The organism is Streptomyces sp. NPDC031265, from assembly GCF_055570295.1.
Map to the genome: position 1 here is coordinate 198,098 of NZ_JBVIHM010000007.1, position 25,280 is coordinate 223,377.

General features: G+C 73.8%; 25 protein-coding genes. 6 read left to right on the forward strand and 19 right to left on the reverse strand.

Annotated features, from left to right (window positions below; translation table 11 throughout):
- Positions 1 to 142 precede the first annotated feature (142 nt).
- Together ACZ499_RS14170 and ACZ499_RS14175 are read left to right on the forward strand one after the other, a co-directional pair.
- Positions 143 to 1,201, forward strand: a complete 1,059-nt coding sequence (locus tag ACZ499_RS14170) for an NAD-dependent epimerase/dehydratase family protein (protein WP_468674864.1) — start codon at positions 143 to 145, stop codon at positions 1,199 to 1,201.
- 372 nt (positions 1,202 to 1,573) lie between these two features.
- Positions 1,574 to 3,454: an AfsR/SARP family transcriptional regulator gene (locus tag ACZ499_RS14175; RefSeq protein ID WP_468674866.1), complete on the forward strand. Its 1,881-nt coding sequence runs from the start codon at positions 1,574 to 1,576 to the stop codon at positions 3,452 to 3,454.
- Positions 3,455 to 3,492: 38 nt separating this feature from the next.
- Here the strand turns inward: ACZ499_RS14175 and ACZ499_RS14180 are convergent, their stop codons facing one another.
- The 17 genes from ACZ499_RS14180 to ACZ499_RS14260 form a co-directional block, all read right to left on the reverse strand.
- A complete protein-coding gene (locus ACZ499_RS14180) occupies positions 3,493 to 4,629 on the reverse strand; it encodes a nucleotide disphospho-sugar-binding domain-containing protein (RefSeq protein ID WP_468674867.1) in 1,137 nt (378 codons plus the stop codon).
- Entirely contained in the window at positions 4,626 to 7,058 is a 2,433-nt protein-coding gene (locus ACZ499_RS14185; protein WP_468674869.1) for a PEP/pyruvate-binding domain-containing protein, read from the reverse strand. The genes ACZ499_RS14180 and ACZ499_RS14185 overlap by 4 nt, the downstream gene beginning before the upstream one ends.
- A gap of 133 nt (positions 7,059 to 7,191) precedes the next feature.
- A complete protein-coding gene (locus ACZ499_RS14190) occupies positions 7,192 to 8,070 on the reverse strand; it encodes an NAD(P)-dependent oxidoreductase (protein ID WP_468674871.1) in 879 nt (292 codons plus the stop codon).
- Positions 8,071 to 8,114: 44 nt separating this feature from the next.
- On the reverse strand, positions 8,115 to 8,498 hold the full coding sequence (locus ACZ499_RS14195) for a SchA/CurD-like domain-containing protein (protein WP_468674873.1): 384 nt from the start codon (positions 8,496 to 8,498) through the stop codon (positions 8,115 to 8,117).
- Between the two features lie 51 nt (positions 8,499 to 8,549).
- Positions 8,550 to 9,287 (reverse strand): SDR family NAD(P)-dependent oxidoreductase, encoded by a 738-nt coding sequence (locus ACZ499_RS14200; protein ID WP_468674874.1) that lies wholly within the window; start codon positions 9,285 to 9,287, stop codon positions 8,550 to 8,552.
- Positions 9,288 to 9,322: 35 nt separating this feature from the next.
- Positions 9,323 to 9,724: an anthrone oxygenase family protein gene (locus ACZ499_RS14205; protein WP_468674877.1), complete on the reverse strand. Its 402-nt coding sequence runs from the start codon at positions 9,722 to 9,724 to the stop codon at positions 9,323 to 9,325.
- A gap of 95 nt (positions 9,725 to 9,819) precedes the next feature.
- Positions 9,820 to 10,137 (reverse strand): antibiotic biosynthesis monooxygenase family protein, encoded by a 318-nt coding sequence (locus ACZ499_RS14210; protein ID WP_468674879.1) that lies wholly within the window; start codon positions 10,135 to 10,137, stop codon positions 9,820 to 9,822.
- Complete coding sequence (locus ACZ499_RS14215) at positions 10,134 to 10,460, reverse strand: antibiotic biosynthesis monooxygenase family protein (RefSeq protein ID WP_468674880.1); 327 nt, start codon at positions 10,458 to 10,460, stop codon at positions 10,134 to 10,136. The genes ACZ499_RS14210 and ACZ499_RS14215 overlap by 4 nt, the downstream gene beginning before the upstream one ends.
- A gap of 51 nt (positions 10,461 to 10,511) precedes the next feature.
- Entirely contained in the window at positions 10,512 to 11,246 is a 735-nt protein-coding gene (locus ACZ499_RS14220; protein WP_468674882.1) for an SDR family NAD(P)-dependent oxidoreductase, read from the reverse strand.
- Between the two features lie 40 nt (positions 11,247 to 11,286).
- Positions 11,287 to 11,748, reverse strand: a complete 462-nt coding sequence (locus tag ACZ499_RS14225) for an anthrone oxygenase family protein (RefSeq protein ID WP_468674884.1) — start codon at positions 11,746 to 11,748, stop codon at positions 11,287 to 11,289.
- 21 nt (positions 11,749 to 11,769) lie between these two features.
- The gene (locus tag ACZ499_RS14230; RefSeq protein WP_468674885.1) at positions 11,770 to 12,249 is read right to left on the reverse strand and encodes an SRPBCC family protein; all 480 of its coding nucleotides are present in this window, start codon (positions 12,247 to 12,249) and stop codon (positions 11,770 to 11,772) included.
- 2 nt (positions 12,250 to 12,251) lie between these two features.
- Positions 12,252 to 12,506: an acyl carrier protein gene (locus tag ACZ499_RS14235; protein ID WP_468674887.1), complete on the reverse strand. Its 255-nt coding sequence runs from the start codon at positions 12,504 to 12,506 to the stop codon at positions 12,252 to 12,254.
- A complete protein-coding gene (locus ACZ499_RS14240; RefSeq protein ID WP_468674888.1) occupies positions 12,503 to 13,819 on the reverse strand; it encodes a ketosynthase chain-length factor in 1,317 nt (438 codons plus the stop codon). The genes ACZ499_RS14235 and ACZ499_RS14240 overlap by 4 nt, the downstream gene beginning before the upstream one ends.
- On the reverse strand, positions 13,816 to 15,084 hold the full coding sequence (locus ACZ499_RS14245) for a beta-ketoacyl-[acyl-carrier-protein] synthase family protein (RefSeq protein ID WP_468674891.1): 1,269 nt from the start codon (positions 15,082 to 15,084) through the stop codon (positions 13,816 to 13,818). The genes ACZ499_RS14240 and ACZ499_RS14245 overlap by 4 nt, the downstream gene beginning before the upstream one ends.
- Positions 15,081 to 15,506 (reverse strand): cupin domain-containing protein, encoded by a 426-nt coding sequence (locus ACZ499_RS14250; protein WP_468674892.1) that lies wholly within the window; start codon positions 15,504 to 15,506, stop codon positions 15,081 to 15,083. The genes ACZ499_RS14245 and ACZ499_RS14250 overlap by 4 nt, the downstream gene beginning before the upstream one ends.
- Positions 15,507 to 15,553: 47 nt before the next feature.
- The gene (locus tag ACZ499_RS14255; protein ID WP_468674894.1) at positions 15,554 to 15,877 is read right to left on the reverse strand and encodes a TcmI family type II polyketide cyclase; all 324 of its coding nucleotides are present in this window, start codon (positions 15,875 to 15,877) and stop codon (positions 15,554 to 15,556) included.
- A 295-nt stretch (positions 15,878 to 16,172) separates the two neighbouring features.
- Positions 16,173 to 17,693 (reverse strand): peptide MFS transporter, encoded by a 1,521-nt coding sequence (locus ACZ499_RS14260; RefSeq protein ID WP_468674896.1) that lies wholly within the window; start codon positions 17,691 to 17,693, stop codon positions 16,173 to 16,175.
- A gap of 193 nt (positions 17,694 to 17,886) precedes the next feature.
- On the opposite strand from ACZ499_RS14260, the gene ACZ499_RS14265 reads away from it, so the two are divergent.
- Entirely contained in the window at positions 17,887 to 18,939 is a 1,053-nt protein-coding gene (locus ACZ499_RS14265) for a methyltransferase (protein ID WP_468674898.1), read from the forward strand.
- 52 nt (positions 18,940 to 18,991) lie between these two features.
- The gene (locus tag ACZ499_RS14270) at positions 18,992 to 20,629 is read left to right on the forward strand and encodes an FAD-dependent oxidoreductase (RefSeq protein ID WP_468674900.1); all 1,638 of its coding nucleotides are present in this window, start codon (positions 18,992 to 18,994) and stop codon (positions 20,627 to 20,629) included.
- A gap of 60 nt (positions 20,630 to 20,689) precedes the next feature.
- Here the strand turns inward: ACZ499_RS14270 and ACZ499_RS14275 are convergent, their stop codons facing one another.
- Together ACZ499_RS14275 and ACZ499_RS14280 are read right to left on the reverse strand one after the other, a co-directional pair.
- Entirely contained in the window at positions 20,690 to 22,339 is a 1,650-nt protein-coding gene (locus ACZ499_RS14275; RefSeq protein WP_468674903.1) for an FAD-dependent oxidoreductase, read from the reverse strand.
- 10 nt (positions 22,340 to 22,349) lie between these two features.
- Complete coding sequence (locus ACZ499_RS14280; protein ID WP_468674905.1) at positions 22,350 to 23,393, reverse strand: tyrosine-protein phosphatase; 1,044 nt, start codon at positions 23,391 to 23,393, stop codon at positions 22,350 to 22,352.
- Between the two features lie 265 nt (positions 23,394 to 23,658).
- Here ACZ499_RS14280 and ACZ499_RS14285 point away from each other — a divergent pair, with 265 nt between their 5' ends.
- Together ACZ499_RS14285 and ACZ499_RS14290 are read left to right on the forward strand one after the other, a co-directional pair.
- A complete protein-coding gene (locus ACZ499_RS14285) occupies positions 23,659 to 24,537 on the forward strand; it encodes an LLM class flavin-dependent oxidoreductase (protein WP_468674908.1) in 879 nt (292 codons plus the stop codon).
- Entirely contained in the window at positions 24,534 to 25,214 is a 681-nt protein-coding gene (locus tag ACZ499_RS14290; RefSeq protein ID WP_468674911.1) for an SDR family NAD(P)-dependent oxidoreductase, read from the forward strand. Before ACZ499_RS14285 ends, ACZ499_RS14290 begins: the two co-directional genes overlap by 4 nt.
- The last annotated feature ends 66 nt before the right edge of the window (positions 25,215 to 25,280 follow it).

Here is a 25,280-nt window from a genome sequence, read left to right on the forward strand (position 1 = left end):
GCCCTGTCCTACTCGAAACCGCAGGTGGCAGGCGTGAGACGAGAGCGGGTGGATTCCGGCTCGAACCACCGTCGATCCGGGCTCGAACGATGCGTTGAAGACTCGTGCGCATATCGAGGGCAGATGGCTACGGAGGATCGTCATGCACGTGCTCGTCACCGGAGGCGCCGGCTTCATCGGCCGCCAAGTGGTCTCCGCGTTGCTCGCCGGGGGGCACCGGGTGCGGGTGCTCGACGCCGCGCTGCCCCACGTCTACGCGGACCGGCCGGTGCCCTGGCCCGAGGGCGCCGAGAACGTACGCGGCGACGTGCGCGAACGCGGCGACGTGGAGGCGGCGTTGCGCGGTGTGGACGCGGTGTGCCACCAGGCCGCCGCGGTGGGGCGCGGCAACGACTTCGCCGACGCGCCGCTGTACGCCGGCTGCAACGACCTGGGCACCGCCGTCCTTCTGCGGGAGATGCAGCGCCACCGCATCGGCCGGCTGACGATGGCCAGTTCGGTGATCGTCTACGGGGAGGGCCAGTGGCGCTGTGCCGAGCACGGCGCGGTCTCGCCCGGCCCCCGCGCCCGCCAGGACCTGGACGCGGGCCGCTTCGAGCCCCGCTGCCCGCGCTGCGCGGCCTCGCTCACCCCCGAAACCGTCGACGAGGAGGGCCGCCTCGCCCCGCGCAACGTCTACGGCGCGACCAAGCTGGCCCAGGAACACCTGGCGGCGGCGTGGGCGGCCGAGACCGGCGCGACGGCCACCGCCCTGCGCTACCACCACGTCTACGGCTCGGGCATGCGTCAGGACTCCGGCTACTCCGGGGTGACGTGCACCTTCCAGTCGCAGGTGCGCGGCCGCCGCCCCATCGACCTGTACGAGGACGGCGCGATGATGCGCGACTTCGTGCACGTGCGCGACGTGGCCGCCGCCAACCTCGCCGCGCTGCACCGCGAAGAGCCCGGGTTCCGCGCGTACAACGTGGCCAGCGGCACACCGCGCAGCGTGGGGGACCTGGCCCGGCTGATGTCCCGCGCCGGCGGACTGCCCGAGCCGCGGGTCACCGGGCGCTACCGCTTCGACGACGTACGGCACATCGTCGCCTCTCCCGCCCGGCTGCGCGACGAGCTCGGCTGGCGTCCCGCGGTCTCCTTCGAGGAGGGGATTCTCGCCTTCGTCCGGGAGGCGCTGCCGGAGGCGGGCACATCCGCCGCCTGACCGGGCGCGAGCATCTTGAACATTGTTTGCGCACATAATCCGCACATAATCGGCGAGCTGCCGAACGGGCCGGGTGCGGGGGAGCCGAGGGAAACTCAGGCATCGCCGGACGGGATGCCATGGAACAGTAAAGGATCTTTACAGGGGTCCGTTTGGGGCGCCTTCTGTGCTTTTGTTAATTGACAGCGCATCGGTGCCCTCCATAGCATTTCCATGCGGAAACGCGCGTACAGGCCGAGGGGAATGGCTCGCCCCGGACCGGCCGGTGCGCAGTGTTCCAGGAGAAAAGCGCGGGAGCGGGAGACTCGCGAACAGTTAGGTCTCGCGGTTGACCTTGCGAGACTGGCACACAGGCGTAACACGGGGTAGAGCATGTATTTTCGCGCACTGGGGACTTTCGAGGTTTCACACGAAGGGCGCATCCTCACACCGACGGCTCCGAAGCAGCGCAGCGTGCTGGCCCTCCTGGCCATGCACCGCGGCGGGCTGGTGCCCATCAGCTCACTGATCGAGGAGATCTGGCCGTCCGATCCGCCCGCCAGCGCCGTCACCACGCTGCAGACCTACGTCTATCAGCTGCGCCGGGTGTTTTCCGAAGCCGTGAGTGAGAGCAAGGACATTCTCGTCACCAAGCCCCTCGGCTATGTGGCGAAAATCGCGCCGGAAGACATAGATGTCTACCGGTTCGACCAACTCGTCGAGTCCGGAAAACGGGAACTCGGCACCGGGAACGCGCAAAAGGCGTCGGAACTGCTGCACGAGGCGACCGGGCTGTGGAGCGGCAAAGTGCTGTGCGACGTGCACCGCGGGCCGCTGCTCGAAGCACACGCCGCACGTCTGAACGAGGCCGGCCTGCGGGCGCTGGTCATGCAGGCCGAAGCCGATCTGCAAATCGGCCGCCATCATGAACTCGTCGGTGAATTGCGCGGGCTGGTCGCCAAACACCCGTGGCACGAAGGTCTCTACGCCAAACTCATCGTCGCCCTCTATCGCTGCGAGCGGCGCTCGCAGGCCCTGGAGGTCTACCACGAGGTCCGCCGCGGCCTCGACGACGAACTCGGCATCGACCCCTCGCCCAACCTCCAGCAGCTCTACCAGGCGGTGCTCAGCGACGCCGCGTGGCTGCGCTTCGACCCGGCGCCCAAGGCCGTCGTCACCCGCGCCGCCGCGGTGCCGCCCGCACAACTCCCCGCGGATCTCGCGGACTTCCGCGGACGGAAGACCGAGCTCGCCGAACTCGACCGGCTGCTCACCCTGGAGAGCGACGCGCCGGTGCTCACCGTCACCGGCATGCCCGGCGTCGGCAAGACCGCCCTGGCCCTGCACGCGGCCCACGCCGCACGCTCCCGGTTCCCCGACGCGCAGCTGTACGCGCAACTCGCCAGCAGCACGGACGAGCCGGTCACCGCGACCGAGGCCCTGCGCGGCTTCCTGCGCGACCTGGGGGCGGCGCCCGAGGAACTCCCGGCCGGGCAGGAGGAGCTGGCCCGCATGTTCCGCACCCGCGTGGCCCACATGAAGGGCCTCCTCGTCATCGACGACGCCCACAGCGCCGACCAGGTCCGCCCGCTGCTGCCCGGCGGCCCCCACTGGTCGGTCCTCGTCACCGGCCGCCGCCTGTCCGGGTCGCTGCCCGGCTCCCACGACATCGTCGTCGAGCCCCTGTCCACCGCGGACGGCATCACCATGCTGGCCTGCATGCTCGGCGACCGCGGCGTCCTGCACGAGCGGGCCGTCGTGGCCGACCTGGTCCAGCGCTGCGGCGGTCTGCCCATAGCCCTGCGGGCCCTGGGCGAGCGCCTCACCGTCAACCGCCACTGGCCCGTACGCAAACTCGCCCTGCGCATCGGCGACCACGCCGGACTGCTCGGCGAACTCCGGGCGGCCGGCCTGGACCTGCGCGCCTATCTGCAGCGCGGCTTCGACGACCTCGACCCCCAGGACCGCAAGGCCCTGTTCGCCCTCGGGCACGCCCAGGCCGACTGCTTCGACACCGCGTTCGCCGCCTCGGTCCTCGGCGCCGGTCCGCGCGCCACCGAGGACACCCTGGACCGCCTCACCGCCGCACACCTGCTGCGGGCCGCACCGCAGAACTCCCTGGAGGATCTGCACTACGTCCTGCACCCGCTGCTGCGGGCCGCCCTCGCCCCGGCCCGGCCCCGCCCGGTCCGCCGCCCGCCCCACATTCTCCCGGCCCGGCGGCCGAGTGCGGCGGCCCGGACCGAGAGACCGTACATGGGGAACGTCGCCTGAACCGGCGCCGGGAGGCGGCGGGGACGAAACAGCCCCGCTCAGGCCGTCAGCCCGGTCAGTATCCGCACAGCGTCGGCGGGAGCCGTACGGGCCCGGTTCTCCCGGGCCACCTCCGCCGCCGCTGTGCGCAGGCCGCCGTCCCGCAGCATGTCGCCGGCGGCTGCCCGCAGCTCCCCGGCGGACAGCGCCGCCGCCGCGATCCGCCGCCCGATGCCCGCGGCGACGACGCGTTCGGCATGCACCAGCTGATCGCCCTTGGCGGGGACGACCAGCTGGGGCACCCCGCAGGCGGCCGCGGTCATCGTCGTGCCCGCTCCGCCCTGGTGGACCACCAGATCGCAGGCGGGCAGCACCGTGTGCAGGGGGACCGACTCCAGCACCCGCACCCCCAAGGGCACCTCGCCCAGGAGCGCGCGCTGGTCGCGGGCGACGAGCACCCACGTCTCGCAGGGCAGCGGCGTGAGCCCTGCCAGGACCCGGTGCAGCGGCTCCAGATGCCCGGCGGCCGCCCCCGACGACGTGCCCCAGGTGACGCAGACCCGGCGGGGCCCCCGCGTGAGGGCGGGCACGCGCGACGCGCCGTTGAACGGGACGTACCGCACCGGCCGGCTGCCCGCCGGGGTGGCCGTCTGCAGCGCGGAGGGGCAGGGGTCCAGGGTCAGCGAGCCGAGTGGATCCGGCTCGCCCAGACCCCAGCGGTGCCACAGGGGCCGCAGCAGCGGCCATTCGGGCCCGCGCCGCGCGTAGGTGTGGTCGACGCCGTAAAGGAACCGGACCGCGGGGCGGCCGGACAGCCCGGCCGCCAGCGCCCCGGCGTACGCGCGCGGATCGAAGACCAACGCGTCCGCCCACCGGCGGGCGAGCGCCGTCACGTCCTCGGTCACGGCATCGGCCGCCGCGGCGAACATGGCCATGGTCCGTGCGGTCCGGTCCGCCGCGGCCTCTGCGGGATCCGCCGAAGGCGCGAATCCGTGCCAGGCCGCTCCCGGGTCCGCGTCCCGCCCCACCCGCACCACGGGCAGGCCGGTGCGTACGGCCACCGGCGCGAACGACGGCGGGACCGCCAGCCGGACCTCGTGGCCGGCGGCCCGCAGCGCCCACGCCGTGGGCACGATCGGGTAGAGGTGGGAGGCCGCCGGGAAGACCGTCACGAGCACCCGCCGGGCGCGGCTCACGGGGTCGTCTCCGCGTCCAGCACCCGCACCGTGCCCGCCCGGCCGTCGATCTCCACGACCTGTCCGTCGCGCAGGACCTCGGTGGCGTTGCCCGTGGCGACCACGGCGGGGATGCCGTGCTCCCGGGCCAGGATCGAGGGATGCGACAGCAGGCCCCCCGTGTCGGTGACCAGCGCGCCGATCGAGCCGAACAGCACCGACCACTGCGGGGTCGTCTCCGGGCACACCAGCACGTCGCCGGGGCGCAGCCGGTCGAACTCCCCCTCGCTGACGATCACCCGCACCGTCCCGGTGTAGCGGCCGGCGGAGACGCCCGTGCCCCGCAGCAGCCGGTCGCCCGCCGCGGCCGACTCCCGCGCCCCCAGGTGGGACGCGGAGTCGATCCAGCGCACGGGTTCGAGGACCGCCCGGTCCGCCGGCGCCAGCGCCTCAAGCGCCTCGTCGCGCGAGGCGGACGCCTCCGGCTCGCCGTAGGTCAGGGGGCCGAGACGAGCCGCCGCCCAGTTCTGCTCACCGGTGCGGCGGGCCACCAACTCGTGCAGGTCTGCGCCCTCTTCCAGGGCGCGGCGCGCCTCGCCGACGTCCAGCAGGAACACCTCCTCCACCCGGCCCATCCCACCGCGGGACACCAGGCGTGCGGCGAGCTCCAGCAGCGCGTAGCGGACCTGGCCCCAGCAGGTGTGCGCGTAGAAACCGGTGTCGTCGCGCAGTGGGAAGGCGCGCTCCGCGCGGGCCAGCGCGCGCGTGAACCGCGCCCGGCCCTCGGGATCCAGCGCTGCCCGCGCGCGCTGCGCCGCCGCCTCGCGCTCGCGCACGGTGTGGCGCATCGCGCGGCGCGGATCGCTGCCCGCGGCCAGCTGACCGGCGAGCAGACGCAGCACCGTCAGCGGCTGCTCGCGCATGGAGGGCTCGGCCACGTCGGCGCCCAGACAGCGCTGCCCGTAGTCCTTGAGATACCGGTCGAACGCCGCGGCGAACTCCGGCTCGTTCCTCTCCAGCCGCTGCACGGTCCCCTCGTCGGGGTCCTCCAACACCGCCTGGGCGAGGGGCCGTTCGTGTACCAGGGCCGCCAGGTCCGCCAGGGCCAGCGCGGGTTCGGAGGACTTGCCGGGCAGTCCGGTCAGCAGCGGAAGCACCTCGGCGGGCCCCCACCCCAGCAGGTCGCGGCAGAGGACGCCGAGTTCGCCCCACACGAGGCTGGAGGCCCCGCCGACGAGGAAGTGCAGATGCTGGGCCCGGCCGGCCAGCGCGATCCGCTCGCCCAGCTCGCCGAGGAGCTCGCGGTCGGACAGCCGGACCAGATCCGTGTCCGTGGCCGCGGCGGTCCGGTGCGCGAGCTGCGGCTGCCACTGCCCGTACCACTGCTCGACCAGGTCGAAGGGTTCACCGGAGCGCACCGCGGCCACGACGCGTTCGGCGCGCTCGCGCAGGGCCGCGGCGTCCGGCAGGGGCACGATGCGCAGATACGACCAGCCGCCCAGGCTGCGCACGTCGATGCGTTCGGCGAAGGCGAAGCGGAACAGGCCCTCGCTGCCCTCGTTCACCGCGCGGATCAGCGTGCTGACGTTCATGGGGGTGAGCGGCTTGAGCGTGTAGCCGCCGCGCAGCCAGCGCCCCGGCGGCACGGTGAAGTCGATGGGGACCTGGTGGGCCGGCTGCGGCAGGGCCGTCACGGGACGGGCCTGCAGGAGCACGGGCGCGTCGTCGGCCCAGGCCCACTCGATGTCCTGCGGGCAGCCGGCCCAGTCGGCCACCCGGCGGGTGAGTTCGCCGACGCGGCCGATCCGCGCCGCGTCCAAGGCGTCCTCCGCGCCGGCGGTGCGTCGCGGCGCCGCGCCCGCGCGTATGGACCACTCGTCGGGTGCTGCCTGCCCGGACACCAGCCGCTCGCCCAGTCCGCGCACCGCGTTGACCAGCGTCTCGTCCCGGGAGCCGTCGACGGGGTTCACGCTGAAGGCGACCCCGGCGGCCTCGGCCGCCACCATCGGCTGCACCAGGACGGCCAGGCCCGGCCACGGATCGGCCGGATCCTGGTAGGCCCGCAGATGCGGTGCGAACGCCGAGGCAAGACAGGTACGCACCGCCTCGGTGAGCGCCTCGCGCCCGTGGACGCCGAGCACTGTCGTGTACTGGCCGGCGTACGAGCGGTCGGGCGCGTCCTCGGCGACTCCCGAGGAGCGCACGGCGAGTTCCACGCCGTCGAACGCCGCGGCGATCTCCTCGACGGCACGCAGGACCTCCGCGGGCAGCGGCAGCTGGGCCGCGGTGACCGCGCCGCCGGCCCGCCCGGCCCGGCGCAGCCCGCTCAGCACCGCCTCGAACGCGCCGACGGTGAGGACCACACCGGGCGGCACGGGGAAGCCGTCCTGGCGCAGCGCCCCCAACTGGGCGGCCTTGCGGCCCACGAGGGCGGCGTCATCGGCGCTCACGGCGTCCAGGGACCGCAGCAGACCCGCAGGCGCGGAGGTATCGTCCCGGGCGGTGGATCGAACGGCCAACTCGTTCACTTCCTGTCGTGGCGGGTGCCCGGCCGGAGCCGGCCGGGCACCCGTGCGATATCGGTCAGCGCTGGTCCGGCGAGGGACCGAGCACATCGAGGACGATCGCCGCGTCGGCGTCGCCCGATCCGGCCTCGACCACGGCGTCGAAGCTGCGCGCCGCCGCCGTCAGTACGGGAGTCGCGACGCCCGCGGCGTGCGCCGCGTCCGTGCCCAGGCCCAGGTCCTTGGCCATCAGGGCCGCCTTGAAGGCCGCCGGGTGGTAGTCGCGCTCGCGCATGCGCTCGGCCCGGAAGGACAGCACCTTGGAGCTGAACCCGCTGGCACCGATGGCGCTCAGCAGCCGGTCGCGGTCGAGGCCGGCTGCGACGCCGTAGTTGACCGCCTCGGCCAGCGCGGCGAGCTGGCCGCCGAGCAGCAGGTTGAAGACCAGTTTCGTGGTGGCCGCGTTGCCGGTCGGCCCCAGGTAGGACACGTCCCGGCCGAGGACGTCGAGTACGTCGGCCACCTGCTCGACGGCCGGCCGCGCTCCTGCGGTGACCACGCGCAGTTCACCCGCGCCGGCCTGCTGCGGATTGCCCAGCAGACACGCCTCCACCCGGCGCACCCCGCGGGCGGCCAGCTTCTCGGTGACGCGGCGGGAGTAGTCCGCGGACACGGTCGAGGTGTCCAGCAGGTGCACGCCCTCGCCCCACGCCTCGCCGGCGGCTTCGAGGACCGCGTCGACCGCGGCCTCGTCACTCAGGCTGAGCAGCACCCGGTCGGCGCCGCGCACCGCCTCGGCCACCGAGGCGGCGACCGTGGCACCGGCCCCGGCCAGGGCTTCGGCCCTGCTCGCGGTGCGGTTGTGGACCGTGACCCGGAAGCCGGCGGCGAGCAGCCGCGAGGCCATGCCCGCGCCCATCGACCCGAGCCCGATGACGGTGATCGCCCTGTCGGCCATGCCTGTTCTCCCCTCGTATCCCTGAATCGCCACGCCGCGCCGGATCAGCGCGCCGCGTCGGGGGCGGGGGCGGCGGACAGCTGGGTGATGCTGCGCATGAGGCTGCCGGCGAAGTGCTGCTGGAAGCGCTCGGGCGTCGCGGTGTCCCGCGGCGTGGCCAGGTAGGGCTTGAGCTTCTCTTCCAGGATGTGCACGCCGCGCTGCTGGGACATGTGCCGGCCCACGTCCTTGATGTCGCCCTCGTAGTGGATGACGCGCACGAGCAGCCCGTCCTTGATGAAGACGGCGGTGCCCAGCAGCCGGCCGGCCTCCTCGCCCGCCTCGTTGCGCAGTACGGGGGTGTCGGCCCGCTTGAAGTGGGCGAAGAGTTCCGCGATCTCCTCGTCGTGGCCGGGCTTGATGTCGTAGGTGATGGCCGCGTACGGCATGGTGGCTTCCTTCTTCCGGTCGGTCGGGTGGGTGGGGGTGGTGAGGCGGGGTCAGATGCCGCCGTCGACGTTCAGCGTGATGCCGCTGACGTAGCGCGAGAGGTCGCCGGCCAGATAGAGCACGGCGCCGGCGACCTCGTCGGGGGAGCCGAGCCGGCCGAGCGCCGCCATGCCCCGGATCTGCTGCTCCACCTGCGGCGGTACCTCCTCGCCCTCGGCGCCGATGACGCCGGGCGCGACCGTGTTGACGCGGATGCCGCGGCCGGGGCCGAGCTCCTTGCACAGCGAGCGGGTCAGGCCGATGACGCCGGCCTTCGCCGCGGTGTAGTGCGCCGCGCCCGCGCGGCCGCGCAGGGCGACCGAGGCGCCGATGTTGATGACCGACGCGCCGTCGGTCAGCAGCGGCAGGCACGCCTGGGTCACCAGGAACATCGACGTCAGGTCGGCGCTCACGAGGCGCTGCCACTCGGCCAGGTCCAGCGTGCCGAGCGGCGCGTGGGCGTGCACACCGGCGTTGTTGACGAGGACGTCGAGCGCGCCGAACTCCTCCTGGCAGGCGCGGGCCAGGCCCGCGACCGCCTCCGCGTCGGTGACGTCCGCCCGTACCACGCGGTGCGGGGCGCCGAGGCGCTTCAGGCGGTCGGCGACGTCCGCCGCCGCGCCGGTGTCGTGGCGGTGGGCGACGACGACGGATGCGCCGGCCTCGGCCAGTGCCAGGGCGGTCGCCCGGCCGATGCCCCGGCTGCCGCCGGTCACCAGGACGCGCTTGCCCTTCAGGCCCAGTGTCATCTTCTTCTTCGTCCTTCTCCGTTGGGGTGGGGGCGCTAGCGTCCGAGTACGACGGCCGCCGCGTTCGCGGCGAGCGCGCTCACGGCGAGGCCGGTGCGCAGCAGGTTCCAGGTGCGCCAGCGCCTGCGGGGGTCGGCCCAGTCGGCGGGCACCGGGCCGTCGGGCAGTGCTCTGACGGCCCGGTTGAGGGGTACGTTCGCCAGGTGCGAGACGCACGAGACGCCGAAGAGCAGTCCTGCGGCGACGGCGAACAGCGTCTGCGAGGCCGGCCGGTGCCCGGCGAAGGCCAGAACGACGTCGATCGCGGTGCTGGAGAGCACCGTGAGGGGCATCGTCGGGTCGTAGTTGCGGCCGATGAGCCGGTGCACCTCGACGTAACGGTCCGCCGGCAGCCGCAGGAAGGTGGGAACGATGCTCAGCGCGACACAGAACAGCACACCGGCCGTGATGCCGCTGCCCAGCAGCGCGAGGACGTTCAGGACGGCAGTGATGGTGTGTCTCCGTCATGGTTCACGAGCGTGCGCTCACCGGGTCAGTAGCGTGCGCTGACGGTCAGGATGTCGAACGGGCGCCCGTGCGAGGCGTCCTGGTAGGCGCGCAGCGGAGCCGTCGTCCGGCGGTGGTCGGGGCCCTGCTCCCAGCGCTGGAAGGCGTCCAGGGACTCCCACTCGCTCATCACGACGAAGCGGCGCTCGTCGATGCGCGAGTGCAGCAGCTCGTTGGCCAGCAGCCCCGGAGTGCCGCGCAGGGCCTCGCTGATGCTGTGGTAGGCCAGGGTGACCGGGTCAGGTTCCGCCTGCCCCTCGGGCGCCAGCGCGTGGATGAGGACCCGGACGCGGGGCGGGGTCATGCCCGCGCCGCCGCGCCGGTGAAGTGGTGCACCACGTGCATGGTGGCCATGGTTCCCGCGCTGCGGAAGGGGTGCAGCCGGCCCCGGTGCTCCAGGTGCTCCGCGCTCTGCTCGTACTGCCGGAAGCGCTCCTCGTCGGTCCAGTCGCTGACGATGTAGTAGACGTCGTCCTCGTCCAGGCTCTTGGAGAGCCACTGGCCCAGGTTGGCCGGCTGGCCGGTGATGGTGTCGGCGCTGTCGTGCCAGACACGCTCGAAGTCCGCGCCCCGGCCGGGGTGCACCTGCATGCGCAGCGTCACACGGAAGATCTGCTGTTCGGACATGGTCGTATCGCTCCTTGGTACCGGGACCCCGCGGGATCCGGGCGGGGGTGGTCAGATGCCGCCGTCGACGTGGAGGGTCTCGCCGGTCATGTACGCGGAGAGGCTGCTGGCCAGGAACATCACCGGACCGGCGATCTCCTCGCCCCGGCCCAGGCGGCCCAGCGCGGTGAGCCGCTCGTAGCGCGCGCGGATCTCGTCGGTCAGCGGCTTCTCCGGCGTCTCGATGACGCCGGGGGCCACGACGTTGACGCGGATGCCCTGCGGGCCCAGTTCCTTGGCCAGCGAGCGCGACAGGCCGATCAGCCCCGCCTTGGAGGCCGTGTAGTGGGCCCGCAGCGGAATGCCCACCTGCGCGGACCGGGAGCCGACCAGGATGATCGAGGCGCCTTCCGACAGCAGCGGCAGCGCGCGGGACACCAGCAGGTAGGCCGCGGTCAGATTGGTGTCGATCACCCGTTGCCACTCGTCGATCGTCAGCTCGGCGAAGGGCACATGGCTGATCGCGCCGGCGTTGCTGACCAGGACGTCGAGGCCGCCGAGGCGGGTGCGGCACTCGTCCAGGAGGGTGTCGATCTGCTCCGGCGCGGTGACGTCGGCGTGGACGACGTGGTGGTCACCGCCGCGCGTCTTCAGCTCCTCGGCCAGACTCTGCGCCGCCGCTTGGTCGGACCGGCCGCAGGCGACCAGGTTCGCCCCCGCGTCGGCGAACGCCAGGGACAGGCTGCGCCCGATGCCCCGGGTGCCTCCGGTGACCAGCACGCGCTTTCCGTCGAGTCGCATACTCACTTTTCACTCTCTGCTTCGAAGAAGTAGGGGGGTGCGGCGGCTACAGCAGGCTCGCCACGGCGAGCGCGTCCAGCACCAGTGCGCCGGTCATCGCCGCCGTGCGCGCCAGGTGCCACCGCTGCCACCGGACACGGGGGTCGCTCTGCTGCCAGTCGCCGGGCTCGTGCTCCGGGTCCAGGCCGAGCACGAACCGGTTGATCGGCACGGCCTTGGCGACCGACATCGCGATCACGCCGACGACGAGGACGGCCGCGCCCACCAGAAGGGCCCGCGCGGCGCCGCCGGGGGCCCACGCGGCCGCCAGGCCCCCGGACAGGAGCGCGACGGTGTTGATGACGGGCATGGCCGGGTCGTAGCGCGGCTGCAGGAACCGCACGGTCGCCACGTACTGGGAGTAGCTCAGGGAGCGCAGGAGCGGGGCGAGGCCGACAGCGGTGCAGAACATGTCGCCCGCGGCCACTCCGGTGCACACCAGCAGCAACGTGATCAGGGTCGGGAACATCTCAGCCTTCCGTGCCCGTTCTCACGCCTGGCTGCCGGTGAGGACCTGCGCGTCCTGCGCGGCCTCCTCCAGGAGCCGCTTGATGCGCGCCTGCTGGCGGCGGGAGTTGCGGTTGATGCGCTCGGCCATCGCCGCGTCGCCCAGCGGGGCGCTCGGCTTCATCTCGAAGTCCTGCACCCAGCGCATCCGCACGCCCGCGCCGTCGGGCACGTACTCCCAGAACAGGCTCATGTACTTGAACGGGCCGGTCTCCACGCGGTGCGAGCGCGCGGTGCGCGTGTCCGCGTCCGCCGTGCGCTGGGAGACCCAGCTCCACACGCGGCCGTTGGCGTCCGGGTGCAGGGAGAGCCGGAAGGTGACGGTGTCGCCGTCCCGCCGCAGGACGGCGGCCTCGGCGTATTCGTCGAACAGGTCGGTCCAGGAGGCGATGTCGTTGGTGCGCTCCCACACCAGCTCCATCGGGGCTTCGATGTAGACGCTGTTGTCGGTGTGCATGGCCATGGTCAGACCGCCCGGCTCTGTCGGGCGACGTGGGCCAGGAGCAGCCGGGGCGTGGTCAGCTCCGAGGTGTCCTCGTCGGGGATGACGATCTGCGTGTGGTGCTGGACCGTCGTGGTGATCTCCAGGACCGCCAGCGAGTCGTAGCCCAGCTGCTCCCAGGTGCGGTCGAGGATGTCGCCGTCCAGGTCGACGTCGTCCTCCACACCGCACTGACGCATGATCGTCCTCAGCTCATCGAGTGTCATATCGAGTGTCATGACGAGGGGTTCCCTTTCCGGTGGTGACGTGAGGTGGGTGCGGTGTGCTCATGGGTCAGCACGACCGCCGAGTTGAATCCGCCCGCGCCGCGGGCGAGCACCAGCGCGGTGCGGACCGCCGCGGCGCGGGGGCGGCCGGCGACGAGGTCGAGCGGGTGGCCCAGGGAGGGCTTCTGGGGGAGCGCGGTGGGCGGGATCACGCCGTCGCGCATGGCCAGCAGCGCCAGCGCGACGTCCAGCGGCCCGCCGCCCGCGTTGAGACGGCCGGTCAGCGTCTTGGGCGCGGTCACCGGCACGCCGCGCGGCCCGAACAGCGCGGTGATCGCCTGTGTCTCGGCCTCGTCCTGGTCAGGGACGCCCGCCGCGTCGGCGAACACCACATCGACGTCGGACGGACGCAGGCCCGCGTCCTCCAGCGCGCCGCGCGCGGCTGCCAGCAGGCCGCTGCCCGCCGGGCCCGACGGGGCGTCGAACGTGGCCGCGTGGCCGGCCAGCCGGCCGTGGATGCGCGGCACCCCGCGGGCGTGCGCGGCCGCGGCGTCCTCGACGGTCAGGATCGCGCCACCCTCGCCCGGCACATAGCCGCAGGCCCCGTCCTGGAACGGCAGGTAGGCGCGGGCCGGGTCGGCGGCGTGGCTGACGGTGCCCTCGGCGTCGAGGCAGGTGAGCGCGTAGGGCGACAGCGGGGCCTCCATGCCGCCGGTGACGATGAGCCCGGTCCCCGAGCGCAGCACGCGGCGCGCCTGCCCCAGGGCGTCCAGGCCGCCCGCCTGGTCGGCGACCACGACCCCGCACGGGCCCTGCATGCCGTGCCGGATCGACAGCTGGCCGGTGGTCGCGGCGTAGAACCAGGCGATGGACTGGTAGACCGACACCCGTGCCGGGCCCTCGGTCCACAGCCGGCTCAGTTCCCGCTGCCCGAACTCGGTGCCGCCCGAAGAACTCGCCGTGATGACCGCCATGTCGTACGGGTCGTACGGCCTGCGGCCGGCGTCCTCCAGACCGGCGTCGCGCAGGGCCTCGTCGGCGGCCGCCACCGCCATCTGCGTCCAGCGGTCGGTCTGCGCCCGCAGCCGGCTGGGGACCGCGCCGGTGAACGCCTCGTCGGCGACCTCACCGGCCACGCGCACCGGACCCGTGGCCGCGAAACGGCCGATGGGCTCGATCCCGGACCGTCCGGCCAGGACACTGGCCCAGACCTCCTCGGTGTCCGCGCCGTTCGGCGCGAGCAGCCCGATCCCGGTGATCACCGCCTCGGCCACCGGGCGGTCCGCCCGCACGGACGCTTCGAGTGTGGTGGTGGTCGTGCTCATGCGGCCCTCCCCGGCTTCTGCAGCACCATGGCGCTCTGGAATCCGCCGAATCCGCTGCCGACGCTCAGCACGGTGTCCAGGCGCGTCTCGCGCGCGGTCACCGGTACGTAGTCCAGATCGCACTCGGGGTCGGGGTTGCGCAGATTCGCGGTGGGCGGCACCACTTGGTACTCCAGCGCGAGCGCGCAGGCGGCGATCTCCAGCGACCCGATGGCTCCCAGCGAGTGCCCGATCATCGACTTGATGGAGCTGACCGGCACCTCGTAGGCGTGCCGGCCCAGCGCCGCCTTCAGGGCGGCCGTCTCGTGCCGGTCGTTCTGCTTGGTCCCGGAACCGTGCGCGTTGACGTAGTCGACGTCGGTGGCGTCCCGGCCGGCGCGCCGCAGGGCGACCCGGGCCGCCTCGGCCAGTTCGCGGCCGTCCGCCCGCAGACCGGTCATGTGGTACGCGTTGCAGCGGGTCGCGAAGCCCGAGATCTCGCCGTAGATGTGCGCACCGCGCCGCACCGCGCTGCCGTACTCCTCCAGCACGAAGACGGCGGCGCCCTCGCCCAGGACGAACCCCTTGCGGTCGCGGTCGAACGGCCGCGAGGCGCGCTCGGGGTCGTCGTTCTCGGGGGTGGTGGCCTTGATGCTGTCGAAGCAGGCGACGGTGATCGGGGTGACCGGCGCGTCGGTGGCACCGGCCAGCATCACATCGGCGCTGCCCTCCTCGATCAGCGCGGCCGCGTGGCCGACGGCGTCGAGCCCCGAGGTGCAGCCCGTCGAGATGGTGGCGACCGGCCCCTGCGCGCCGCCGCGCCGCGCGACCTGCGCGGCGAAGCTGCTCGGCACCAGGTGCGCGCGCAGCTGCGGCACGGCGGGCGCGGCGGGGACCACCCAGTCGCGGCCGCGCCGCGAGAGGGCGACGTACTCGTCCTCCAGACCGGTGGACGCGCCGACCGCGCTGCCGACGGACACGCCGAAGCGGTGCGGGCGCACGGAGGAGACGTCGAGGCCGCTGTCGGCCAGTGCCTGGTCGGCGCAGACCGCGGCGAACTGGGCCGCGCGGTCCAGCTCGCGGGCCTCCCGCGCGGTCAGGCCCTCGGCCTCGGCGTCGAAGTCGCACTCGGCGGCGATGCGGGAGCGGAAGCCCGCGGCGTCGAACAGGGAGATCGGCCGGACGGCGCTCCTGCCCTCGGACAGCAGCGACCAGAACGCCTTGGCTCCGATCCCGCCGGGCGCCACGACCCCGAGGCCGGTGATCACGACCCGGCGCGCGCTCATGCCGCGCCCCCCACCTGCGGCTGCGGCTCGGCCGGCGCGGGCAGCGGCTCGGTGTCCACATGCCCGAGCTCCGGGCGCGGGGCCAGCGGGCCGAGGTGGAAGACGGCCTCCGCCACCTCCGTGCCGTGGTTCTCGACGCGGTGGCGCACCGAGCGGGGCACCAGCACCCCTTCGCCCGCCTGCACCCGCACCGCCTCGCCGTCCAGGCGCGCGGTCACCGCACCCCGCACGACGTAGAGGAACTCCTCCGAGTACGGGTGGTAGTGCTCGCTGACGAACTCGCCCGGCCGGAGCGTGAGAACACCCATGAAGCCGGTCGTCGCCCCGGCCGTCTTCGGGCCGAGGACGACACGGAGCTCGCCGCCGCGGCGGCGGTTGGGCTCGGTGTCCGCCAGGGCGACCACGCGCGGGGCTGCGGCCATGTCGGGGGCCTCTCTCTCGGGTTCGGGCGTCGGTGCGTGCGCGGCGGTCACTTGGCCCGCCAGGTGTAGAAGCGGGTGGCCATCGCGTCGGCCGGTCCCTGCCAGGTCAGCGGGTCGTACGGGGCGATGTACGGCTCCAGCTTCTTGCTGACGTCGCGGAACAGCGGGTCGGTCTTCGCCGCGTCGATGCGTTCGCGTACGGGCGCCTCGGCCTCGATGAGGTGGAAGTACAGGCCCCGGTAGTGGAAGAGGGAGCGCCCCGTGACGCCGATGTGCCCCGGCAGTTCCCCCGCGTCCGATTCGGCGAACACCTCGGACACGGACTGCGCGTCCCGTGGATCCATCCGTGCCACGATGAGCCTGCGTTCCACCGTGCTATCCCTCCGTTGCCCAATTCCGTTTGTCCGGCGCCAAATCCCGTGAGGACCGGCGAGCGGAAGTCCCTGACATCGTCTCGGCGCGTCTTAGAGAACGGATCCAGAACCCCTCCACGGGAATTAAGGGCGTGAATTCGTTCCGCCCGTCCGTCGCGTCGGGTGCGGCGACGCCCTCCCGACAACGGCCTGGCCAGGCCCATTTCGTGGGCTTTCCGCACGACCCGGCAGAGGTGCGCGGCAAATCCCTTCAGCTGCTCTCGTAAATCACCGGGCGGTGAGTGAGGCGGCGTCACAACGCGTTGGCGAGCGCCTTATTCGCGCTCCCGTGCTGATTTCCCCGCACCGCCAGGCGGGCGGCCAGTGCGCGCCGGCTCATCAGCAGCGCGGTGGCCGCGGCCGCGCCGATCGCCGAGAGCACCAGGAAGTAGACGGGCTGCGGCAGCACATCCACCAGGTGCACGATCTGGCTTCCCACGCCCGCGCCGAACGCGCTGCACATCCAGTACAGACCCATCGTCCGGCCGGCGAAGGAGCTCGGGGCGATGTCCACGGAGGCGCTCAGCCCCACCGGGGCCAGCACCACCTCGCCGCACGCCAGCAGGAAGAAGACCGCGAGGAGCCACAGCGGCGACACCGGGCTGCCGCCGGAGGCGGCTGCGGCCGCCCCGCTCATGACCGCCATGCCTGCCGCCGCCAGCCCCAGCCCCAGGGCCAGCTTCACCGCCAGCGGCACCCGGCCTCCCGACCGCTTCCACCCCCACGCCGCCACCGGCGCGACCAGCAGCATGAACAGCGGTGTCGCCGACTGGAACCAGCTCGCCGGAAGCTCGAACCCGGCCAGGTGCCGGTCGGTGGACCGCTTCGCGAACAGGCTGAGCAGGGAGCTCGCCTGGATCACGTACATCCAGAACAGCGCGGTCGCCGCCAGCACCCAGCCGAAGGCCGTCACCCGGGCCCTGTCCGCGGCCCCGAGCGCGGGGTTGCGCCGCATCCCGAGGAAGCAGAGCGCCGGCGTGACCATCGTCAGCAGGCCCATCGCGGCCACCACGTGCATCAGCCGGAACGCCCCGCCCGCCACGTCGACGGCCGCCAGCGCGGCCACGACCGCGACCGCGAGCGCCGCGGCCCGTGCCGCCCGGCGCGCCTCCGTCCGTGTCGCCGGGTGTCCCGGCGCGCGTCCCACGTCGCCGAAGGACCGGCTGCCCCAGGCGAACTGGATCACCCCGAAGGTCATGCCGACGCCCGCGGCCCCGAAGCCCAGGTGCCAGTCGACCGTCTCGCCGAGGAAGCCCGTCACCAGCGGAGAGGCCAGTGCGCTGATCTGGATGCTGACGTAGAAGACCGACAGCGTGGCCTCGCGTTCGGCGCTCTGCCCGGGGCCGTAGAACCGGCCGAGCAGGGCCAGCATGTTGGGCTTGAGCAGGCCCGTGCCGCACGCGATCAGCGCCAGGCCCACATAGGCCGCGGCCGCGGCCGGCAGCAACATGGTGTAGTGCCCCAGCGCGATGACGACGCCGCCGATGAGCGTGGACCGCCGCTCGCCCAGGATCCGGTCGCCGATCCAGCCGCCCGGCATCGCCGCGAGGAACACCACGCCCACATACGCCCCGAACAGGGCCAGCGCCTGCGTCCTGGGCAGGCCCAGGCCGCCGTCCTGCGGCGCGGCCACGGCGAACAGCACGAGGATGGCATGCATGCCGAAGAAGCTGAACCGTTCCCACATATCGGTGAGGAACAGCGTGACGAACCACCTCGGCTGCCCCAGCACCGCCCGCGACGTGTGCGGCGCGCCGCCGTCTGCCCCAGCCATCGAACTCTCCTCCACCCGCTCCGGTCGGACCTGGGCCAGCCTCTCCGGCGGCCTTCGGAGCGGGTTGGAGCCCGGTTGGGGGCCGCGGAGCGGGTCGTGAGGTGCGCCGACGCGTCCTGGATCCGTGCTCGAACGCCGGATGCCAGCGTGTCCCGCGATATCGGCGCAAACGCCGGGAAGGGACTCAGACCACGTGACGCGCACTCCACTGACCGCAGAACCGTCCTCGTTGGACGACATCAACCGCATCGGCATCGCCTTCGCCCAGGCCAAGGTGGTGCTCAGCGCCATCGAGCTCGAACTGTTCACCACCCTGGCCGCCGGGCCCGCCACCGAGCGGCAGCTGTGCGAGCGGCTCGGCCTGCACCCGCGCGGCACGCGGGACTTCCTCACCGCGCTCGTCTGCTTCGGCCTGCTGCGCAAGGACGGCGACAGCTACGCCAACACCCCGGCCGCCGACCGCTTCCTGGACAAGGCCAAGCCCGAGTACTCCGGCGCGTTCCTGGAGCGCGCCAACCGCATGATGTACCCGGCCTGGTCCAACCTGACCGGGCTGCTGCGCACCGGCGACCCGCAGCTGGAAGGCCGCGAGGACCAGGCGGCCGCCTTCGAGCGCATGATGGCCGACCCCGGCCACCTGCGGAACTTCCTGCGGATGATGGACGCCGTCAGCGGCCCCCTCGGCCCCCACCTCGCGGCCGCCTTCGACTGGCCCGCGTACCGCACCGTCCTCGATGTCGGCGGCGCGCGCGGCAACCTGGTCGCCCAGGTGCTCACCGCGCACCCCCACCTCACCGGCGGCGTCTTCGACCTCCCCGCGATCGCGCCGATGTTCACGGAGCACATGGCCGGCTTCGGACTGCGGGACCGGGCGGCCTTCACCGGCGGCGACTTCTTCACCGACGAGCTGCCGAGCGCCGACGTCGTCGTCACCGGCCATGTGCTGCACGACTGGACACCCGAGGAGCGGGCGCTCCTCGTCAAGAAGATGGCGGACGCCGTGCTGCCCGGCGGCGCGCTCCTCATCTACGACCAGCTGCTTGAGGAGGCCCCGAGCGACCCGTGGAACACGCTCATCAGCCTCAACATGCAGCTGATCACCAACGGCGGCTCCGAGTACACCCTCGCCGAGTGCACCCGGTGGCTCCACGACGCGGGCCTGGAGTCGGTCGAGACCGTGCCGCTCGGCGAGCACGACACGCTCGTCATCGCGCGCAAGCCGGCCGAGCCGCGGCGGTCCGCGTGAGGCACCGGCCCGCCAGGCCGCACGGCCCGAGCGTCCCAGCGAAGAGAGCGAAATGACGGAGAACACCACGGCCGCGGGAACCGGACCCGCGGGCGCCGACGAAACGATCGAGCACGTCCCGGTGCTGGTGGTCGGTGGCGGCCCGGTCGGCCTGTCCACCGCCCTGTTCCTCACCCGGCACGGCATCGAGCCCCTGCTGGTCGAGCGCCGCGGCGCCACCTCGCGCCTGCCCAGGGCGCCCGGCATCCAGGCCCGCACCCTGGAGCTGTTCCGCTCCGCCGGGCTGGAGCGCGAGATCCGCGCCCTGGAGATGGGCGACACCCGCCCCTACTTCGAGGGCGGCATCCTGCGCACCCGCACCCTGGCGGAGATCGACCGGGCCGAGGTGGTCGAGGCGCCCGCCCTCGACGGCCCGGACATCAGCCCGGTCACCATCATGGGCTGCGGCCAGGACCGGTACGAGCGCGTGCTCCTGGAACAGGCCCGCGCCGGCGGGGCCACCGCCCTGTTCCGCACCGAGCTCGTCGACCTGGAACAGGACGCCGACGGCGTCACCGCCACCCTGCGCTCGCGCGAGGACGGCACCGAGCGCCGGGTGCGCGCCGACTACCTGGTGGCAGCCGACGGCGCGAGCAGCCCCGTACGCCGGCGGCTCGGCATCGCCCAGCACGGCCGGGGCACCGTCTTCCACGCGCTGAGCATCTACTTCCGCGCCCCCCGCCTCGAAGAGGTCATGGGGGGACGGAAGTTCATCCTGTGCTACGCCACCGGCGGCCCGACCGTGATGACGCTGTCGCGGCTGCACGGCTGCGACCCCTGGGCGGGTGCGGCCCTGTACGACCCCGAACGGGAGTCCCCGGCGGACTTCACCGAGGAGCGCTGCGTCCAGGTCGTCCGCGACGCCAGCGGCGTCCCCGACCTGGAGGTCGAGATCGTCGACACGGTGCCCTGGGAGGGCGCCCAGCGGGTCGCCGCGACCTTCCGCGTCGGCCGGGTCTTCCTCGCGGGCGACGCGGGCCATGTGCACCCGCCCGCCGGGGGCTTCGGCGCCAACACCGGCATCCACGACGGGCACAACCTGGCCTGGAAGCTCGCCGCCGTCCTCAAGGGCTGGGCACATGAGGGGCTGCTCGACAGCTACGACGCCGAACGCCGTCCCCTGGGCACGGCCATGGCCGAGCAGGCGCTGCTGCGCAACCGCATCCGTCACGGGCTGGCCGCCGACGGCGCCGAGGACGCGATGGTCGACGACATCGTCGTGACCCTCGGCTACCGCTACACCTCGACGGCCGTGGCCGGCCCCGCGCACGCCGCGCCCCTGCTGCCGGGCCTGGACCTGTCGGGCGCGCCCGGCACCCGGGCCCCGCATGTGTGGCTGCGCCGCGACGGCGAACGCATCTCCACGCTCGACCTGTTCGCCGACGCGTTCACCCTCCTCAGCGCGGACGAGCGCTGGTACGACGCCGCCGGCGCCGTCGCCGCGCGGACGTCCGTCCCGCTGCGTGGCCACCGCATCGGTGCGGGCGGCCTCGCCGAGGACGGCGCCGACTGGGCCGCCGCCTACGGGGTCTCCCGTACGGGCGCGGTCCTGGTGCGCCCCGACGGCTTCGTGGCCTGGCGCTCCCCGGCGGGCGACGAGGCGGACCCGACGGCCGTCCTCCACGAGGTGCTGACCGCTCTGGTCTCCTGAACAGGGCGACAGGAAAAGGGGCGGGGGCCCGTGGCCCCCGCCCCTTTTCCCCTGCCCGGGCTACGCGACGAGCGCGCGGCAGCCCGCCCGGTCCAGCACCTCGGCCAGGACCCGGGCGGGATGCCCGCCCGGGTCGCCACCGCGCCAGGCGACGAAACCGTCGGGGCGCACCAGCGCCGCCCCGGCCGGCGGGATCCCGTGCAGGCCGGCGCCCTCGCCGTCGAGCGCGCGCACCACGAGGTCCCGGCCGCCGAGCGCCCGCGCCGCCGACGCCCACACCCCGCCGGCGTCCGCGACCAGGAGCACGAAACCGCGCCCGTACCAGTCCAGCGAGGACGCCGTCTCCCCGCCGGGCAACGGCACGTGCGGTGCGCGCGTGCCGGGCTGACCGGTGAGCATGCCCGGCGGGAGCGCCGGTCCGCCGTCGTCCGCCTCGTCCAGCACGGCGGTGGAGCGGTAGCGGTAGCCGAAGACCACCGCGTCGTACTCCGCCGGCTGCGGCTCGTCCGCGAGCGGGACCGTCAGGGCGCCGCGCTGACGCATCAGCAGCAGCGCCTGCCCGAGGGTGAAGTCGGCCACCGGCCTGCGCTCGGCGTCGTACGTCGCCAGCAACTCCGGCTCCGCCCGGCCCCGCAGCACCGCGGCCAGCTTCCAGGCCAGGTTGTGGGCGTCCTGGATGCCGGTCCCGGCTCCGAACGCGCCGGTCGGAGGCATCACATGCGCGGCGTCACCGGCCAGGAAGACGCGGCCGGAGCGGAACGAGTCGGCCACGGCCGCACCGATCCGGTAGCCCAGGACCTTCGTGCCGTCCGCGAGCTGCGGCACCAGCGTCACCGGCAGATCGGGAACGCCGATCGCCGCGCGGATCGCCTCGGTGCACCGCGCCTCGTCGAAGTCCTCGAACCGCTCCCCGCGTTCGGGGAACACCGGGGTGTTGAACACCCAGCGGTGCGGCGCGCCGTGCGGGAAGAGGACCGTGCCGTCCGCGGGGGTGCGCAGATGGCACGAGGCGATGAAGGTGCCGCGTCCGGGGTCGTGGCGCCCGCGCAGCGGCCCGGACAGGTCGGCGTCGAAGACCATGCTGACGATGTGGCTCAGCGCGCCCGGCCCGCGCAGCGCGATGGCCGCCGCCTCGCGGACGACGCTCGCATGCCCGTCCGCGCCGCACAGATAGGCGGCGCGCAGCGTGTACGCGCCTCCGTCGCGGCCCCGCACTTGGGCGGTGACGCCCTCGGCGTCCTGGTCGAGGGCGGTCAGCTCATGGCCGAAGCGGACCTGCGCGCCCAGGCGTTCGGCGTGGGCGCGCAGCGCCCCCTCCAGCCTGTCCTGGTCGATCACGCCCCAGGCGGCGGGACTGACCCGCTGCCCGTCGCGGGCGGCGGCGGGCGGCCGCTGCTCCGTCCGGCCGATCTCGCGCCCCGCGAGGGTCTCGGCGCGCAGCATGTGCACCGAGGGGAGCTGGCTCTCGTACCCGTGCTCGCGCGCTATCGCCTCGCCCAGGCCCACCTGGCGCAGCAGTTCCGCGGTGCGCGGGTTGATGCTGCGCGCGCGAGGGTGCACCAGCGCCCCGGGGTGGCGTTCCAACACGGTGACCGCGACCCCGTGCCAGGCGAGGAACACGGCGGCCGACAATCCCGTCAGCCCCCCGCCGACCACGAGGACTTCGGTGTCGTGCCCGCTCTTCGGCGCGGGTGTCGTCACGATGCTCATGAGGCCCGCCTCATCCGCGCTCAAGCAGCGCGGCACGCAGTGCGGACAGCGTCCGGGGCGTGATGCCCAGTCCCTTGGCCAGGTAGTCGGAGAACGAGCCGTAGTCGCGGCTCACCTGGTCGTACGCGGCGTTCAGGTAGGCGTCGGAGGTGCCCAGGGAGAGCAGGTAGTCCTGGCGGACCACGGAGTCGGGCACACCGAGGGCCTTGAGCAGGACGACCGACATCCAGCCGGTGCGGTGGTTGCCGCCGGTGCAGTGGAACATCAGGGGCCGCTGGCCGTCGTCCGCGGCGCGGGTGAGGCCGTCGGCGAACTGCTTGCGCAGGTTGGGGTTGGAGACGAACAGGCGGTAGTTGTCGGCGATCGGGTCGCCCGAGGGCTCCGTGGCCGGTGGCACGGCCTGGTCCGGGTCGCCGACCGGGTCATGGACCTGCACGACCTCGGGCGGCAGCGGGTCCATGCCTTCGCGGGCCGTCTCGGCCGTACTGCGGAAGTCGACGACCTCGGTGAGGCCGAGCGCGGCCAGCTGCGCCTTGCCCGCATCGGTGGCGGGCGTCAGCCGGGCGGAGCGGAAGACGGAGCCCCACCTGGTGCGCAGTCCGGTCTGTGCCGGATAGCCGCCCAGGTCACGGGAGTTGGTGACCCCGTCCAGCGTCACGGCGCGCACGGCTGTCGTCGTCGCCGTGCCGCCGTCGGGTACCAGGGCGAAGTACCAGCGGGCGACCGGGTCGAGTCCGTGCACGGCGGCGGTGGTGCCGTTCGCCCGTGCGACCAGGCTGCGGTGGCCGGGCCGCAGCGCCGGGCTGGTGGAGGCGTAGACCCGGGTGGCCCGCGCGGGGGCGCTCGTGGTCCACGTCAGGTGGTAGGTGCCGTCCGCGTCGCGGACGGCCTGGACGCCGGAGAGCGCCACGCGGGCGGGCGCGGCGGCGGCGAACGGGGCCCGGGGCTGGGCCGAGGCCGGAGCGGCCCCCAGGGCGAGTCCGCCCGCCAGGGCGGCGAGGGCGGCACCGGAGGCGACGGCGCGCCTCAAGAACGGCGCAGTACTGTTCCTCATCAGAAGACTGCTCTTCCTTCCGAACACGTCAGAACAAGGCGGTCCGCCGCACGCGTACGACGGCACGGGTGCGGCGGCGTTGAGGGGCGCACAGCGCCCGGCCCAGCGTCGCGGGCCGCCTTGGAGGACGCTTCCACGCTGGCTCAAGCCGCCGCCGCCCCGGCCGCCCGCACAGCGGGCGCGACCGCGATCCGCATCCGACGCGCCCTCGAAGGGCGCGGGACACGATGCCGGGACGTTGTCGTCGAATGCCGGGAGCTTCGGTATGCAAATCGGTGTCGGCCTGCCCGCGATGATCCCCGGGACGGGCCCGGAGCAACTCACCGGCTGGGCCGTGCGGGCCGAGGAACACGGCTTCGCGAGCCTGGGAGTGCTCGACCGGATCGTCTACGAGAACTACGACCCGCTCATCACGCTCGCCGCCGCCGCGGCCGTGACCGGCCGTATCCGCCTCACCACCACGGTCCTGCTCGCCGCCGCCCGAGGCGGGAGCGCGGTGCTGGCCAAGCAGACCGCCTCGCTGCACCGCATCGCCGGCGGACGGCTCACGCTGGGGCTCGCCGTGGGCGGACGCGAGGACGACTACACGGCGACCGGCGCCCCGTACCGCACCCGCGGCCGGGACCTGGACGCCCTCCTCACGTCCGTGCGCGACATCTGGGAGGGCGGCGCCAGCCACGGAGCCGGGCCCGTCGGCCCCCCGCTGCCCGACGGCGCACCGCCGCTGCTGATCGGCGGGCACTCCGACGCGGCCATGCGCCGCGCCGCCCGCCACGCCCAGGGCTGGATCTCCGGAAGCGGATCGGCCGAGCCGTTCCCCGACCGCCTCGCCCGCCTCGGCCACGCCTGGCGCGAGGCCGGGCGCACCGACCGCCCGCGGGTGGTGGCCCTGGCCTACTTCGCCCTCGGCGAGGGCGCCGCCGCCTCCGTGGAGCGCTACCTCGGCGGCTGCTACCAGGGCATGGGCCCCTACACACGCCGCGTCATCGGCGAAGCCCTCACCACCCCCCAGGCGCTGGCCGACGCCGCGGCCGCGTACGCCGAAGCGGGCTGCGACGAACTCGTCCTCCTGCCCTGCGACGCCGACCCGCGCCAGCTCACCCTCCTCGCCGACGCGCTGCGCGAACGGCTGGCGCAAGCGTGACGCGGCGCACCGCCCTGGTCACCGGCGCCAACCGCGGCCTCGGCCTCGCCGTCAGCGCCCGCCTGCTCGCCGAGGGCCACCACGTCATCACGGCGGCACGCTCGCGCGCCGCCGCCGAGGAGACCGCGCGCCGCCTCGGCCCCGGCGCCGTCCCCGTCGTCCTCGACGTCACCGACGACGCCTCCGTACGAGCCGCGCACGAGCGCGTCGGGCCCGTCGACATCCTCGTCAACAACGCGGGCGTCCTCCTCGACGACGGCACGCCACCCCACCAGGTGCCTCCGCAGCTCGTCGCCGACACCCTCGCCGTCAACACCCTCGGCGCGCTGCGGGTGTCGCAGGCATTCCTGCCGGGCATGCTCGAACGCGGCTGGGGGCGCGTCGTCATGCTCTCCAGCGGCACCGGCGCGTTCAGCCACGGCCTGCACGCGGGCACCCCCGCCTACGCGGTGTCCAAGGCCGCGCTCAACGCGGTGACCGTGCTGCTGGCCACCGCGACCCGCGACAGCGGCGTCCTCGTCAACGCCGTCAACCCCGGGCGCGTCCGCACCCGCATGATGCCCGGCGCCACCGTCGAGCCCGACGAGGCGGCCGCCGACATCGTCTGGGCGGCCACCCTCCCCGACGCCGGCCCCCACGGCGCCTTCCTGCGCGCCCGCCGACGCACCGACTGGTGAGGCGGGGCGGCCGCCACAGCCGCTCTCCAACGGATCCGGATCGGCCGCCCCCACGATGAGCCGTCG

Bases quoted from the DNA above. Each gene is read 5' to 3' on its own strand.
- ACZ499_RS14170 (WP_468674864.1), top strand. From the start codon at position 143: ATGCACGTGCTCGTCACCGGAGGCGCCGGCTTCATCGGCCGCCAAGTG.
- ACZ499_RS14175 (WP_468674866.1), top strand. From the start codon at position 1,574: ATGTATTTTCGCGCACTGGGGACTTTCGAGGTTTCACACGAAGGGCGC.
- ACZ499_RS14190 (WP_468674871.1), bottom strand. From the start codon at position 8,070: ATGGCCGACAGGGCGATCACCGTCATCGGGCTCGGGTCGATGGGCGCG.
- ACZ499_RS14195 (WP_468674873.1), bottom strand. From the start codon at position 8,498: ATGCCGTACGCGGCCATCACCTACGACATCAAGCCCGGCCACGACGAG.
- ACZ499_RS14200 (WP_468674874.1), bottom strand. From the start codon at position 9,287: ATGACACTGGGCCTGAAGGGCAAGCGCGTCCTGGTGACCGGCGGCAGC.
- ACZ499_RS14210 (WP_468674879.1), bottom strand. From the start codon at position 10,137: ATGACCCCGCCCCGCGTCCGGGTCCTCATCCACGCGCTGGCGCCCGAG.
- ACZ499_RS14215 (WP_468674880.1), bottom strand. From the start codon at position 10,460: ATGTCCGAACAGCAGATCTTCCGTGTGACGCTGCGCATGCAGGTGCAC.
- ACZ499_RS14225 (WP_468674884.1), bottom strand. From the start codon at position 11,748: ATGTTCCCGACCCTGATCACGTTGCTGCTGGTGTGCACCGGAGTGGCC.
- ACZ499_RS14230 (WP_468674885.1), bottom strand. From the start codon at position 12,249: ATGGCCATGCACACCGACAACAGCGTCTACATCGAAGCCCCGATGGAG.
- ACZ499_RS14235 (WP_468674887.1), bottom strand. From the start codon at position 12,506: ATGACACTCGATATGACACTCGATGAGCTGAGGACGATCATGCGTCAG.
- ACZ499_RS14240 (WP_468674888.1), bottom strand. From the start codon at position 13,819: ATGAGCACGACCACCACCACACTCGAAGCGTCCGTGCGGGCGGACCGC.
- ACZ499_RS14245 (WP_468674891.1), bottom strand. From the start codon at position 15,084: ATGAGCGCGCGCCGGGTCGTGATCACCGGCCTCGGGGTCGTGGCGCCC.
- ACZ499_RS14250 (WP_468674892.1), bottom strand. From the start codon at position 15,506: ATGGCCGCAGCCCCGCGCGTGGTCGCCCTGGCGGACACCGAGCCCAAC.
- ACZ499_RS14260 (WP_468674896.1), bottom strand. From the start codon at position 17,693: ATGGCTGGGGCAGACGGCGGCGCGCCGCACACGTCGCGGGCGGTGCTG.
- ACZ499_RS14270 (WP_468674900.1), top strand. From the start codon at position 18,992: ATGACGGAGAACACCACGGCCGCGGGAACCGGACCCGCGGGCGCCGAC.
- ACZ499_RS14275 (WP_468674903.1), bottom strand. From the start codon at position 22,339: ATGAGCATCGTGACGACACCCGCGCCGAAGAGCGGGCACGACACCGAA.
- ACZ499_RS14280 (WP_468674905.1), bottom strand. From the start codon at position 23,393: ATGAGGAACAGTACTGCGCCGTTCTTGAGGCGCGCCGTCGCCTCCGGT.
- ACZ499_RS14285 (WP_468674908.1), top strand. From the start codon at position 23,659: ATGCAAATCGGTGTCGGCCTGCCCGCGATGATCCCCGGGACGGGCCCG.